General features: G+C 72.9%; 7 protein-coding genes. 5 read left to right on the top strand and 2 right to left on the bottom strand.

Annotation, left to right across the window (positions count from 1 at the left end; translation table 11 throughout):
• Window positions 1-183 precede the first annotated feature (183 nt).
• The 3 genes from FZ103_RS16275 to gatA all read left to right on the top strand — a co-directional run bounded on the left by FZ103_RS16275 (window position 184) and on the right by gatA (window position 4309).
• Window positions 184-2265: a bifunctional diguanylate cyclase/phosphodiesterase gene (locus FZ103_RS16275; protein ID WP_156002325.1), complete on the top strand. Its 2082-nt coding sequence runs from the start codon at window positions 184-186 to the stop codon at window positions 2263-2265.
• A 245-nt stretch (window positions 2266-2510) separates the two neighbouring features.
• Entirely contained in the window at window positions 2511-2810 is a 300-nt protein-coding gene (gatC, locus tag FZ103_RS16270; RefSeq protein WP_156002324.1) for an Asp-tRNA(Asn)/Glu-tRNA(Gln) amidotransferase subunit GatC, read from the top strand.
• Window positions 2811-2830: 20 nt separating this feature from the next.
• On the top strand, window positions 2831-4309 hold the full coding sequence (gene gatA, locus FZ103_RS16265) for an Asp-tRNA(Asn)/Glu-tRNA(Gln) amidotransferase subunit GatA (protein WP_156002407.1): 1479 nt from the start codon (window positions 2831-2833) through the stop codon (window positions 4307-4309).
• A gap of 202 nt (window positions 4310-4511) precedes the next feature.
• On the opposite strand, the gene FZ103_RS16260 is transcribed toward gatA, so the two are convergent.
• Window positions 4512-5732, bottom strand: a complete 1221-nt coding sequence (locus FZ103_RS16260) for a thioester domain-containing protein (RefSeq protein ID WP_255430044.1) — start codon at window positions 5730-5732, stop codon at window positions 4512-4514.
• 487 nt (window positions 5733-6219) lie between these two features.
• Window positions 6220-7431, bottom strand: a complete 1212-nt coding sequence (locus FZ103_RS16255; protein ID WP_156002323.1) for a thioester domain-containing protein — start codon at window positions 7429-7431, stop codon at window positions 6220-6222.
• A 799-nt stretch (window positions 7432-8230) separates the two neighbouring features.
• Between FZ103_RS16255 and gatB the strand changes: the two genes are divergently transcribed.
• Complete coding sequence (gatB, locus tag FZ103_RS16250) at window positions 8231-9781, top strand: Asp-tRNA(Asn)/Glu-tRNA(Gln) amidotransferase subunit GatB (RefSeq protein WP_156002322.1); 1551 nt, start codon at window positions 8231-8233, stop codon at window positions 9779-9781.
• Window positions 9782-11080: 1299 nt separating this feature from the next.
• A complete protein-coding gene (locus FZ103_RS16245) occupies window positions 11081-13783 on the top strand; it encodes a bifunctional diguanylate cyclase/phosphodiesterase (RefSeq protein WP_156002321.1) in 2703 nt (900 codons plus the stop codon).
• The last annotated feature ends 72 nt before the right edge of the window (window positions 13784-13855 follow it).

Below are 13855 nucleotides of genomic sequence, written 5' to 3'. Positions count from 1 at the left end.
TATGAAGGGTCGTAAGCTGAAATCGGAATCGATCGGGCTCCGCTGCCTATTGCAGACGTAAGGACCGGGCCGGTCATGGGGGGACCGGAACGTGGACAAGATGACAGATTTCGTTCGAACGCCTCGGCGCTGCGGGGGGAGCAAGCTCGGCGCCGGGCACCGTGAATCCCCCTGAGGACGTCTATGTTGGATCCCACCAGCACCCGGGACATCGGCCCCCGGGCCGGGACGCCGCTATGGCTCCACCTCGCCGGCGTGACGGCGGCCGGAGGCGCGCTCCTCGCCGCCGCGCTCTACTTCTACGGGCTCGGCCGCCTGCAGCAGCTCACGACCATGCCGCTGATCTGGCTGATGCTGTGCATGGTGATCATCGGCGAGCTGCGCCCCATCGCCTCCCCGCGCAGCGCACCCGACCAAGGCGCCCCCACCTCCCTGCCGTTCGCCTTCGCGCTGCTGATCTCCCTGGGGCTGCCCGTGGCCGCCCTCGTGCAGGCCGTGGCCTCGGTCATCGCCGGTATCGCGCGCGGCCACGCCCCGCACCGCGTAGCGTTCAACATCGCCCAGTACGTCCTCAGCTTCAGCGCGGCGGAGGGAGTACTGCGCCTGCTGATGTCCCAGGGCGGCGAGCCGCCCCGCTCGGTGGGCGGCCCGGACCTGGCCGCGGTCGCCCTCGCCGGCGCCGCCTACTTCGTCTGCAACGTCGTGCTGGTCGACTCGGCCGTGGCCATCCACGAGCGCGCTCCGCTGACCGCCACCCTGCGCAAGGACATCGGGCAGCGGCTGTTCGTCCACGGTGTCCTCCTCAGCCTCGCGCCGCTGGTGTCGGTGGCCATGACCGAGGAGATCTGGCTGGTCCCGCTGTTCTTCTTCCCGCTGGCCGCCCTCTACTCCAGCGCGACCCTGTCGGTCAAGCGCGAGCACCAGGCCAACCACGACGAGCTGACCGGGCTGGCCAACCGCAAGCTGCTCATCCTGCGCACCCAGGAGGCGCTCACCGAGGCCCAGCAGCGCAAGAGCCGCGTCGGCCTGCTGCTGCTCGACCTCGATCGCTTCAAGGAGGTCAACGACACGCTGGGCCACCCCACGGGCGACCGGCTGCTGCAGACCGTCGCGCGGCGGCTGACCCACAGCGTGCGCCCCGGCGACCTGGTGGCCCGGTTGGGCGGCGACGAGTTCGCCGTTCTGCTGCCCCAGGTCCGCGACGCCGCCTCGGCCCGCGAGGTCGCCGCCCGGCTGCGGGTCTCCCTCGCCGAGCCCATGCGCCTGGACGGCATGGACTTCGACCTGGAGGCCAGCGTCGGCATCGCGCTCTACCCCAACCACGCCCCCGACTTCGAACTGCTGATGCAGCGGGCCGACGTCGCGATGTACGTCGCCAAGGAGCGCCGCACCGGGGTCGAGCTCTACGAGCCGGACAAGGACCGCAACTCCACGGCCCGGCTCAGCCTCTTCGGCGAGCTGCGCCGCGCGCTGGTCGACGACGAGCTGCTGATGTACTACCAGCCCAAGGTGAGCCTGGCCGACCACCGGGCCGTGGGGCTGGAGGCCCTGGTGCGCTGGCGCCACCCCCAGCGCGGCGTCCTGCCGCCCGAGGACTTCGTGCCCCTGGTCGAGCAGTCCTACCTGATGCGCAGCTTCACCCACGAGGTCCTGGAGCGCACTCTGCCCCAGATCGCCCGCTGGTGGGGCGCCGGCGTGCGGCTGCCCGTCGCCGTCAACCTGTCCGCACGCGAGCTGCTGGACCCGACCCTGCCCGACATCGTCGCGGCGGCACTGCGGCGCCACGGCGTCGCCCCGCAGGCGCTGCGGCTGGAGATCAGCGAGCGCGTGATGGTCGCCGAGGCCGACGCGATCACCCCCACCATGCTGGCGCTGGCCGACCTGGGGGTCTCGCTGGCGTTGGACGACTTCGGCACCGGCTACTTCACCCTGGCCCGGCTCAACGGTCTGCCCCTTGAGGAGATCAAGATCGACGAGTCCTTCGTCCGGCGCAGTCTCGCCGACCCCGACGGCCACCTGATCGTGCAGTCGGCCGTCGACCTGGTCGGCACCCTGGGCATGCGCGCCGTCGCCGAGGGGGTCGAGTCGGAGAGCGTGGCCGCCGACATGCGCACCATGGGCTGCTACGCCGCCCAGGGCCGCTTTTTCGCCGCCCCGCTGCAGGCCGACGACGTCGTCCCCTGGCTCGTCGAACACGGCGGCCAGCAGCCCCCCGCGGGCTACCGCGGCAGCGAACTCGGCGAGGAACACAGCCGCTCCGCCTGACCTGCGGCGATCGTGTACCGGTGGTCATTGTGCGCGATCACCGGTGACCGCGGGTACAAGATCGCGGGTTTCGGTGCCGGCGGGCGGTTCGTACAGCGCGCCCGGGGCCGCTGCGGCGGCAATAGGATTGAGCTGTCCGAATCCACCGAGCCGCCGCTGCCCGGCGCTCCGCGGCGTGCGACCCGCGCGCCGGCGGCTCAGCGGAGCGGGCACGTCCGATTCCGCCGAAGAAACGGTTTGCCTACATGTCCGCCATCACCCGCGATGAGGTCGCGCACCTCGCCCGGTTGTCGCGGCTGGCGCTGCACGAGGACGAGCTGGACCAGCTCGCCGCCCAGCTCGACGAGATCATCTCGGCTGTGGCCAAGGTGCAGGAGGTCGCTCAGGGCGACATCCCGCCGACCTCGCACGCCCTGCCGCTGACCAACGTCTACCGCCCCGACGAGTCACTCCCCGGGCTCACGCCCGACCAGGCGCTGGCGGGCGCGCCCGCGGTGGAGGACCGGCGCTTCCGCGTCCCGCAGATCCTGGGGGAGGAGCAGTGAGCGCGACCGACCTGCTGCGGATGAGCGCCGCCGAGCTGGGCGAGGCCGTCCGCGCCCGGGAGACCACCGCGGTCGAGGCCGCGGGCGCCTACCTGGACCGCGCCGCCGATGTCGAGAGCGACGTCCACGCCTTCCTCCACCTGGACCGCGAGACCGCGCTGGCCCAGGCCCGCGCCGTCGACGAGCGCATCGCGGCCGGCGAGGACCCCGGGCCGCTGGCGGGCGTCCCGGTGGCCCACAAGGACGTCTTCACCACCGTGGACATGCCCACGACCGCCGCCTCCCGCATCCTCGCCGACTGGCGGCCGCCCTACGACGCCACGGTCACCGCCCGGCTGCGCCAGGCCGGCATGGTGATCCTGGGCAAGACCAACATGGACGAGTTCGCCATGGGCTCCTCCACGGAGAACTCCGCCTTCGGCGCCACGCGCAACCCCTGGGACCTCACCCGCATCCCCGGCGGCTCCTCCGGCGGCTCGTCGGCGGCCGTTGCGGCGTTCGAGGCGCCCCTGGCCACCGGCACCGACACCGGCGGCTCGATCCGCCAGCCCGCGGCGGTCTGCGGCCTGGTCGGCGCCAAGCCCACCTACGGCGGGTCCTCCCGCTACGGGCTGATCGCCTTCGCCTCGTCGCTGGACACCCCGGGGCCCATCGCGCGCAGTGTGCTGGACGCCGCGCTGCTGCACGAGGCGTTCTCCGGCCACGACCCGCACGACTCCACCTCGGTGGACGCCCCCGTCCCGCCGGTGGTCGAGGCCGCGCGGCGCGCCGACGTGGCAGGGCTGCGCGTCGGCGTGGTCCGCGAACTGGGCGGCGAGGGCTACCAGCCCGGCGTCCAGCAGCGCTTCCAGGAGGCCGTGGAGCTGCTGGAGTCCTTGGGCGCCAAGGTGGTCGAGGTCTCCTGCCCGAGCTTCGACGCCGCGCTGGCCGCCTACTACCTGATCGCACCAAGCGAGTGCTCGTCCAACCTGGCCCGCTTCGACGCGATGCGCTACGGGCTGCGTGTGGGCGACGACGGCACCCGCAGCGCCGAGGAGGTCATGTCGCTGACCCGTGCCGAGGGATTCGGCCCCGAGGTCAAGCGGCGCATCATCCTGGGCACCTACGCGCTCTCCAGCGGCTACTACGACGCGTACTACGGCTCGGCCCAGCAGGTGCGCACGCTGATCAAGCGCGACTTCGACGCCGCGTTCGAGAACGTCGACGTGCTGGTGTCGCCCACGACGCCCACCACGGCCTTCCCGATCGGCGAGCGCACCGGCGACCCGATGGCGATGTACCTGGCCGACCTGTGCACCATCCCGGCGAACCTGGCCGGCAACGCGGCCCTGTCCGTGCCCTGCGGCCTGGCCCCCGAGGACGGTCTGCCGGTCGGGCTGCAGATCATGGCCCCGGTTCTCGCGGACGACCGCACCTACCGCGTGGGCGCGGCGGTCGAGGCGGCGCTCAACGAGCGCCAGGGCGGTCCGCTGCTGGCCAACAGCGCGTACGCGGTGTAGCCGCAGGCCCGGGCGGCACGCGCCGCACCGCCCCGATACGCCGAAGGGCGCCCGGATCCCCGCGGGGATCCGGGCGCCCTTCGTGCTGTGCGCGGGCGCGGCCGCGCCCCGGTAAACGCGAGAGCGCCCGCCGCCGCGGGATCGCGGCGACGGGCGCTGCACGCCGTCCGATCCCCTCGAAGGGAGGGGACCCGGGCCGGTCTTACTCGACCGTGGAGCTGCGGCGCTTGCGGCTCAGGTACATGACCGCGGCGCCGGCGCCCAGAGCGGCGACCGCGGCGGCGACCAGGCCGCCCAGAGCAGCACCCGTGACCGGCAGGCCGCCCTCGTCGTCATCGCCACCCGCGGCAGGCGGGGTCGAGGGGGTCTCGCTCGGGGTGGGCTTGGTGTCCGGGGTCTCGCTGGGCGAGGGGCTCGGGGTCTCGCTCGGCGAGGGGCTCGGGGTCTCGCTGGGCGAGGGGGTGGGGGTGGGCTTGGCGCCCGCGGTCCAGCTGACCTTGGCACCGGTCTCGGCGGAGATCGTGCTGGTCTCCGCGGTGATGAGGGTCTGCGTCGCCTTCTGGCCCTCGACGCCCTTGAACAGGCGGCCCATGTGGACCTCGGTGGAGACCGAGGCGGAGACGCCGGCCTCGCCGGCCTCGGCGCCCTCGGGCACCGCCACACCGAACTCGGTGCCGCTGGCCACCGGGCCGGTGATCTCCGCGCCCTCGGCGTCGACCAGCTTGACGCCCTCGGGGCCGGACAGCTTCAGCGGCACGCTGTCGGCACTGGTCTCCAGCATGAACCCGCCGATGGTCTCGCCGGCCTTGCCCTCGGCGACGGCCGGGGTGATGCTCAGCGAGATCTCGGGCTGCTGGCTCTGCGGCTCCTCGACGGCGTTCTCGGTGAGATAGGTGTAGAGCGCCTTGACCTCGGCGTCGTTGCCCTCGCCGAGCTTGATGCCGTTGCTGAAGTGCCAGATGGCGGCCTGGGTTCCGGCCACGGCGTCGCGCTGGTCCAGGCCCTTGACACCACTGGTCTGGGCGAGCTGGGCCACGTCGAGCTTGGGGAAGCTGTGCTGGAGGACCCAGTGCACCTTGGCGGGCTCGGCGAACTCGCCCTTGCCCGGGTAGTTCGCCCAGTCGTCCTCCTGGTACTCGGCACCGCCCCGGATCCGGGTCTCGAAGTCGATGCAGTAGGTCCGCAGGACGGTGCCGTCCTCAAGCTTGAGCTTGAACAGGTTGGTGCCGACGGTCGCGCCGTTGGCGGTGTGGACCTTGTGGCCGCCCTGGGCGTTGCCGACGTACTCGCCCTTGGCGCCCTCGGCGGCAGCCGGGGCGGAGGAGAGACCGAAAGCAAGGGCGGCGGCCGCGGCCGTGGCCGCGACCTTGGTGATCGCGCGACTGCGGCGCGTGGCGGGCAGGGGGTGACTCGTTATGCTCAAATCGTGTCCCGGTGGAATTTAGGGGAAACCGGACAGTACTGTTTCCGCACTTCACAATGCGAACAGCGCTCGGCCGACCAGGGGAGGGGCGCGTCGAGGCGCCGGTCGCTGGTGCGGTGCTCGGCCGAAGGTGGATCAGACGCCCCGGGGGCGTGGTTCGATCGCCGAGGACGGTAGCGGGGGGCCGCGACGGCGATTTCTCGACTACCGCACGGCAGATCCTAGCGACCTGATTCCGGCCTTCCAACCGGCTTCGCCAAAATTATGGAATCTGTTCTGTGCTGTCCGTTATCCGGAACTTTCGAGACGCCCGTGACTGCAGAGGATCCGGAACCCCTCGGAGACCTCCGTATTCGCAGCTTGGTCGGGTGATGGGATGCTTCGGGAACGGTCGGCGGACGGAAGGCCGCCGACCGCCGCCGCTGAAACCTCTGGCCGCAAACGGCCATGCCGTCATCCGAAAGCGCCTTGGAAACGACGTCCGACATCACAGCGAGCGCCGGGTGAGGTACAGCACCGCGGCGCCGACCGCCACGAGCGCCAACCCGACGATGAGGATGGTCCCCAGCCAGGTTCCCGTCCGCGCGAGGTTGTCCTCGGGGCGGCGGTCCTCGGCGACGACCACCTCCGTGGGGGAGGCCGCGGGTGTCTGCGCCGGGCTCGCCGAGGGAGCCGGAGGCGCGGCCTCGTCGGCGTCCTGGTCCCCGTCCTCGGTGCCCGGCGACTCCGGCTCCGGGCGCTCCTCGGCCGCGGCCTCCTCGGACACCCAGTCGACCTTGACCGCGGCGGTGGCACCCGTCGCTGCGGTGTCGGCGGCCACCAGCGGCTGGGTCTGCACGCCGTCCTTGCCCACGAACAGCCGTCCGGGCCGCACACGCGCGTCGGTCACCCGCGCATAGACGGTCGCGACGCCCGTCGGGGTCTGCGGCGGCAGCCGCAGGAAGAACTCGCCGCCGTCGCCCACCTGCTCGACCGGCTCGCCCCCGGGGCCCGTCAGCTGCCCGTTGCGCGCACCGCCCACCCACACGGCGACCGGGCCGGGAGAGGTGGTGTGCACGGTGAACGGACCGATGGGCGCGGCGGGGTCGGCGCGCTCGACACGCCCCGGCGTCAGCGCCAGCGTCGCCTCCGGCTCGGCGCCCGCGTTGAGCCGGGCGCCTTCCAGCAGGTAGTCGTAGAGCTCCCGCATCGGGGCGGCGTTGCCCGCCGAACCCCGGCCGGGGCCCTGCGCCAGGTCGATCCCGTTGGTGTGGTGCCAGACGGCCGCCTGCGTCGCGGCGATCGCCTGCGCCTGGTTGACCCCCGGCACACCGCTCTCCTCGCGCAGCCGCTCCAGATCCACGCTCGGATAGGAGTGCGCGGTGATCCAGTTCAGCGCGGCCGGCGCGGCTGCGTGCACGGCGGGAGCGGAGTCGGCGTCCCACGACGACTCGGTGTAGGCGGCCCGGGGGTTGACGCTGGTGCTGATGTCCGCGCAGTAGGCGGCCACCGCGGTGTCCTCGTCGACCATCAGCCGATACAGGGAGGTCTTCGCGGCGTCGCCGCCCTCAAGCCGGATCGTGGCGCCGGACTCCGCTTCGGGGCCGACACGCGCTATGTCCTGGGCCGAGGCCGGCGACGGCGTGCCCGCGGCCAGAGCGAGCGCCGCGGCCGCCGCGACGCACCGCCGCAGGAGTCCGCATCCTCGGAAGCCGGACATGGACCCTCCCTCCCGTCGCCCGCCACCGCCCTTAACGGTGGCGCTGCGCGCCGCGTCGTCTCTTTGCGTCGCCCGCCACCGCCCTTAACGGTGGCGCTGCGCGCCGCGTCGTCTCTTTGCGTCGCCCGCCACCGCCCTTAACGGTGGCGCTGCGCGCCGCGTCGTCTCTTTGCGTCGCCCGCCACCGCCCTTAACGGTGGCGCTGCGCGCCGCGTCGTCTCTTTGCGTCGCCCACCGCCGCCCCGACGGATGCGCTGCACTGCGTCGTGTTCCTGTCTCTCTCCGTCACCCGTCGCCTGGAGAGGAGGCCGCGTGCGCCACGTCGCTGTGGTCGCCCGCTGCAACCGTCTCCACGCGGGCCGTGCGCCGCCCTTTCGCTCCTTCGCGAGATGCCGGTCGGCGGTTGGCACCGGGGGCGGCCAGGGCGCGCGGAATGCAACGGAATACCTGCTCGGAAGGCACAGCGTAACCTCGCAGGCCCCCGCCGTCGGGGGATGTGCGACGACCCGACGTCGAATCGTGCGCATGCTGTGACATAGCGGGCCTGGCGCGTAACCGGCCCGTCGCTGAGCGGGGACGACTCCCGCGCTGTGGCGGACGGCGCCGGGGGCGGCGGCGTGTCCCCGGGTGCGCCCGGCATCGGTAGGCTGCATGAAGCGGCCCGCGGCCCGCTGACCGGCGGGCGCGGTGCGCCGCCGCGGTTCCGCCGTGCGGCACCGCGAGGGAGGACTCGGACGGCCCCGCTCCGAAAGCGGGGCTCGTCGGACACGGACTTCGGATAAGGAAACGGGTTGCGGCGATGGTTGGCGCGGTAACGAGTAGCCCTGCCACGAGCGGTGACGGTCCGGCCCCCGTGGCCTTCGACGACGCCATGCGCTCCTATGAGCCGGTGCTCGGGCTGGAGACCCATGTCGAGCTGGGCACGGCCTCGAAGATGTTCTGCTCCTGCGCCACGGCCTTCGGCGCCGAACCCAACACCCAGGTATGCCCGGTGTGCCTGGCGCTGCCCGGCTCGCTGCCCGTGGTCAACGAGAAGGCCGTGGAGAGCGCGATCCGGCTCGGGCTGGCGCTGAACTGCTCGGTGGCGTCGTGGTGCCGCTTCGCGCGGAAGAACTACTACTACCCCGACATGCCGAAGAACTACCAGATCTCCCAGTACGACGAGCCGCTGTGCACCGACGGCTACCTCGACGTGACGGTCGACACTCCCGAGGGTCCGCGCGAGTTCCGCGTGGGCATCGAGCGGGTGCACATGGAGGAGGACACCGGCAAGACCGCGCACATGGGCGGCGCCACCGGGCGCATCCACGGCGCCGAGTACTCCATCGTCGACTACAACCGCGCCGGCATCCCGCTGCTGGAGATCGTCACCAAGCCGATCGAGCACACCGGCGACCTGGCGCCGCAGGTGGCGCGCGCCTACGTCACCGAGCTGCGCGACCTGGTCCGCTCCCTGGGCATCTCCGACGTGCGCATGGAGGAGGGGTCGCTGCGCTGCGACGTCAACGTCTCGCTGATGCCGCGCGGCGCCGACGAGTGGGGCACTCGCAGCGAGACCAAGAACGTGAACTCCCTGCGCTCGGTCGAGCGCGCGGTGCGCTCGGAGATCGAGCGCCAGGCCGGCGTGCTCGGCGCCGGGCAGCGCGTGGTACAGGAGACCCGGCACTTCCAGGAGAACACCGGTACGTCGGTCTCGGGCCGCAGCAAGGAGGAGGCCCAGGACTACCGCTACTTCCCCGACCCCGACCTCGTTCCCGTGGCACCGGGCGCCGACTGGGTCGAGGAGCTGCGCGCCGGCCTGCCGGAGCTGCCCGCGGCCAAGCGGGCCAGGGTCAAGGCCGAGTGGGGGCTGTCCGACGAGGAGCTGCGCGACCTGGTCAACGCCGAGGCGATCGACCTCGTCGCCGCCACGGTGGAGGCCGGTGCGTCGCCGGACGACGCCCGCAAGTGGTGGCTCAACGAGCTCTCCCGCCGCGCCACCGAGTCCGAGGTGGAGCTGGCGGCGCTGGCGATCACGCCCGAGCAGGTGGCCCGCGTGGCCGCCCTGGTGGCCGAGGGGACGCTCACCAACAAGCTGGCCCGCCAGGTCGTCGAAGGCGTACTGGCCGGCGAGGGCGACCCCGACCAGGTGGTCGAGACGCGCGGGCTGAAGGTCGTCAGCGACGACTCGGCGCTGGGCGCGGCCGTCGACCAGGCCATCGCCGACAACCCCGACGCCGCCGAGAAGGTGCGCGGCGGGAAGGTGGCCGCGGCCGGCGCCCTCGTGGGCGCGGTGATGAAGGCCACCCGCGGGCAGGCGGACGCCGGCCGGGCGCGAGAGCTGATCCTGGAGCGTCTCGGCGCCCAGTGACCGCGGGGCCGGCCCGGCGGGGGAGCGCGGCGGCAGCGCACCCGCGCAGGCGAGGCGGGGCGGCGCGGGGCCGGGCTCGTGCCCAGGTACAAGATCATCGCCGCTGGGGGAGCCGAGCGCGCGGATTTCACCGGATTTCGCCCCCCGAATCCGGTGAAATCCGCGCGGTCGATGGCCCGGCCCAAATCGGGCATGCGGGGTTCCGGTCCGCGTGTGTCGGAGGGTGACGCGCCCCCGAAAGCTCCGGACACGCCGTCGCTGCTCCCGTCGCTCACCGGTCACCGGCGGGCGCCCGCACCGATCACCGCAGGCCCGACCATCCGCCCGTCCTTAGTAGGCTCCGGTGACGTCCGCGGTACGCGCGGCCCGCCGCGGGCGCCGGGAACCCGCGGCGGCCGCCGAGCGTGTACGGGACGGGTCTTTCGTCCCGTGCCCGGGCACGGCCGCCGGGCATGTGGCAGGCAGCGGATCCGGACGGCGGTACCGTCCGGGGCGGCGCGGTGCTGTACAGCGTCCCGCCTTGCCGGGGCGGGGCGATACACGCGACGCGGGGGCGCCGTCCGCCCCTGCACGGTCTGCGGCGGAAACGGGGGAGTCGTTGAACACGGGGAGTCCCAGGGCGGTTCGGGTGAACGGCGCGGGTGACAGGGGATGATCACATACGGTGTTCATGTCGTCGCCATGTCTCGTCTGCATCTCTATCTCAGCGTGACCTTGGGTGACTAGCCTGGTCAGGGCGGATACCGGAGAGACGCTTGCAGGCGATTCCGCGTCCCTGCACGTCCGAGCCGCCCCCGGTGCGAAACGGGCGCCGCGGGACGGCCGGGCCGGTACCCGCCGTCGACGTCCCGGTGCCGAAGGGGCCCGGCCCCGAAGCCGTGGCTGCGCTCCCCGCGCCGGGCCCGACTGCCGCGCTCCGGCCATGCGGGAGGAGGAGCCGCTCGTTGACCGCTTCGCCAACTGCGTCGGCGATCGGGCCCCCTGTCCGCCACCGGGCCTCCTGCTTCACCGGGCAGACCGCACACGGCCGATACGCGCCGTGGCGGCGGTCGCGCGGCCGCTCACCGGGGACGGCGGCCCAGCTCCGTGCTGTGCCCGGACCCCGACCATCCCCCAGATCCGCCCCGAAGGCCCGAACGGGCCCGCACCGACAGCACGGGGCACGCATTCCGGAAGGAGGCGGGCGCCTTCGCTGCGGCCCGGAAACCGCAGCCGACGCGCCCAACCAGTGATGATCACGGTCGCCGCGGTGGGACCCGCCGCCCACTCGGTCTTCCGCCCACGTTCGGGAGCGTGGCGATGAAGGCCGATTCGCGCATCTGGCTGGGAGCCATCATCGCCCTCGCGGTGCTTTACGCGCTGGGCTCGCTCGTCAGCGTCGGCGACGTCACGCTGACCGCGTGGCTGGGCTCGTGGCCTCCCGCCGCGGCCGCGGCCGCGGCCGCGGTGTCGCTCCTGTACGCTTCGCGCCGCCGGGCCGCGACCGCCGCCGACAGCGAGGCCAACGCCGACGGCGCCGACGGCGCCGCGGCGCTGCGCCTGCTCGGCTTCGCCGCGCTGGCCTGGAGCGCCGGCGCCTTCGTCTACGCGGTCACCGGGCTGCTGAGCACCAACGCCGCGGTCTCGCTGAGCTTCGGCGACCTCTTCTCCCTGGTGGCGCTGCCGCTCTTCGTGCTCGGGTTCACCCGGTTCGCGCCGCTGCCGAAGGGCTTCCGCCCGGTGGTGCGGCACGTCACCGACAGCTACGTGTGCGCGGCGGCGCTGTTCTCCATCGTGTGGCTGCTGCTGTTCGCCCCGCTCTACAGCGAGCTGGGCGAAGGCGGCGGGTTCCTCGCCTTCGCGCTGGTCTACCCGGTCGCCGACATCGTCGTGCTGTGCCTGCTGGCCCCGCTGGTCTTCACCTCGCCGCACAGCACGCGCCGCGGTGTGCTGCTGGCCGTCGGCGCGTTCGTGATCATCTGCGGCGCCGACCTCATCGGCGCGGTGACCCGGTTGACCGGGGTGCTGCCCGCGGGCGGCATCGAGTATCCGGTGCGGTTCGTCGGCTTCGCCCTGCTGGGCTGCCTGCCGTGGCTGATCCGCGACCGCGCGGGCACCCGCCCGCGCCGCATCACCGGGCGCGGGCTGTACCGGTTCGCCCCCGAGATCGCCGCCTGCGGTGCGCTGTTCGTGGCGGCGGTGGTGCTGACGATCGGTGCCCTGCGGGTGGACGGCCTGGCGCCGGTGCTGCCGCTGGCGGCCGGGTCGGCGGTGATCGTGCTGCTGGTGCGGATGAGCGGGCTGCTGGAGGAGAACGCGACCCTGTCGCGGATGGTGCACACGCGCGAGCAGCACTTCCACGAGCTTGCCAAGAACAGCGGCGACGTCATCCTCATCCTGGACTTCGACGGCCGGATCTTCTACGTCAGCGCCGGAGCCGCCGAGGCGTTCGGCTACCGGCTGGACGACCTGCTCACCGAGCCCGTCACCGCGATCGTGCACCCTGAGGACCTGCCGCAGGTGAAGCGGGCGATGGCGGCCTTCACCCAGGACGACAGCGAGGGCATCCACCTGCGGCTGCGGGTCCGCGCCGGCGACGGCACCTGGCGGCACACCGAGTCGACCGCCTCGCTGTACGAGCAGCCGGGCGAACCCGACCGGCTGCTGGTCACCACCAGGGACATCAGCGCCCAGGTGGCCCTGGAGGACCAGGTCAACCACCTGACCTTCCACGACGGGATCACCGGCCTGCCCAACCGCGCCTACCTGGAGGAGCGGGCGCGCGAGGTGCTGGTGCGCCGCGAGCGCGGCCAGGCCGAAGGCGAGATCGCCGCGATCTTCTTGGACCTGGACGGGTTCACCGCGGTCAACGACTCCGCCGGGCACACCTTCGGCGACTACCTGCTGGCCCAGGCGGGCCGCCGACTGCGCGCGACCACCGACTCCGGGGTCACGCTGTCGCGCTGGGGCGGCGACGAGTTCGCGGTACTGATCGAGCACGGCCCCAACGCCCAGCACGTGGTGGACCTGGCCGAGCGGCTGATCCGGTCGATCAGCGCGGATCCGTTCCAGGTCGCCGACCGCGAGGTGGTGCTGTCGGCCAGCGCCGGAGTGGCCTTCGCCGACTCCGTCGTGGAGAGCGGCGAACTGCTGCGCAACGCCGACATGGCACTGGCCCGCGCCAAGGAGATGGGCGGGGGCGGCCGACTGGAGATCTACGCCGCGCACATGCACGCCAAGGTCGTGGGCCGCCTGGAGCTGCAGACCGAGCTGCGCCAGGCGCTGGCCAACGGCGACTTCCTGCTGGAGTACCAGCCGGTCGTGGACCTGGAGAGCTCGCAGGTGACCGCTGTGGAGGCGCTGGTGCGCTGGCAGCGGGGCGACGAACGGGTGCTGCCGGAGGGCTTCATCGGCCCGGCCGAGGAGTCGGGGCTGATCACGCCGCTGGGGGAGTGGATCCTGCGGGAGGCCTGCGAGAAGGTCGCGATCTGGCGGGCCTCCGACTGGGACATCGCGCTGTCGGTGAACCTGTCGGTCAAGCAGATCCTGGCGCCGCGGTTCGTGGAGACGGTGGCCGGGGCGCTGGCCGACAGCGGGCTGCCCGCCGAGGTGCTGACCATGGAGGTCGACGAGGAGGTCCTGCTGGAGAGCCAGGGCGAGGCCGTGGAGCGGCTGGCCCAGCTGCGGCGGCTGGGGGTGCGCCTGGCCATCGACGACTTCGGCATGGGGTACGCGTCGCTGGCGCATCTGCGCGAGCTGCGCGTGGACACCATCAAGATCGACCCGTCGTTCATCCGGGACCTGGGCACGGACGGCACGGTGACGCTGCTGACCCACACCATCATCCGGCTCGGCCAGGACCTGGGCGTGCAGGTGGTGGCCGAGGGCATCGAGCGCAGCGAGCAGCTGGAGCAGCTGCGCTCGATGGGCTGCGGGTACGGCCAGGGCTTCCTGGTGGCCCGCCCCATGGTGGCCGACGGCGTGGAGGCGCTGGTGGGCGGCGAGGCCGGGATACCGCTGTAGGGGCCCGGCCCCCGCCCCCGGCGCCGGGCGGAGCGCTCGCCGGTCTTCCGCCATTCCCGTGCCGCCGAGCGC

It is taken from the genome of Streptomonospora sp. PA3, from assembly GCF_009728995.1.
Classification (GTDB): Bacteria; Actinomycetota; Actinomycetes; order Streptosporangiales; family Streptosporangiaceae; genus Streptomonospora.
This window is presented reverse-complemented; position numbering and strand designations above follow the sequence as displayed.

What these genes read in the sequence shown, in the direction of transcription:
- FZ103_RS16275 (WP_156002325.1), top strand. Translation starts at nt 184, where the DNA reads ATGTTGGATCCCACCAGCACCCGGGACATCGGCCCCCGGGCCGGGACG.
- gatC (WP_156002324.1), top strand. Translation starts at nt 2,511, where the DNA reads ATGTCCGCCATCACCCGCGATGAGGTCGCGCACCTCGCCCGGTTGTCG.
- gatA (WP_156002407.1), top strand. Translation starts at nt 2,831, where the DNA reads ATGAGCGCCGCCGAGCTGGGCGAGGCCGTCCGCGCCCGGGAGACCACC.
- FZ103_RS16255 (WP_156002323.1), bottom strand. Translation starts at nt 7,431, where the DNA reads ATGTCCGGCTTCCGAGGATGCGGACTCCTGCGGCGGTGCGTCGCGGCG.
- gatB (WP_156002322.1), top strand. Translation starts at nt 8,231, where the DNA reads ATGGTTGGCGCGGTAACGAGTAGCCCTGCCACGAGCGGTGACGGTCCG.
- FZ103_RS16245 (WP_156002321.1), top strand. Translation starts at nt 11,081, where the DNA reads ATGAAGGCCGATTCGCGCATCTGGCTGGGAGCCATCATCGCCCTCGCG.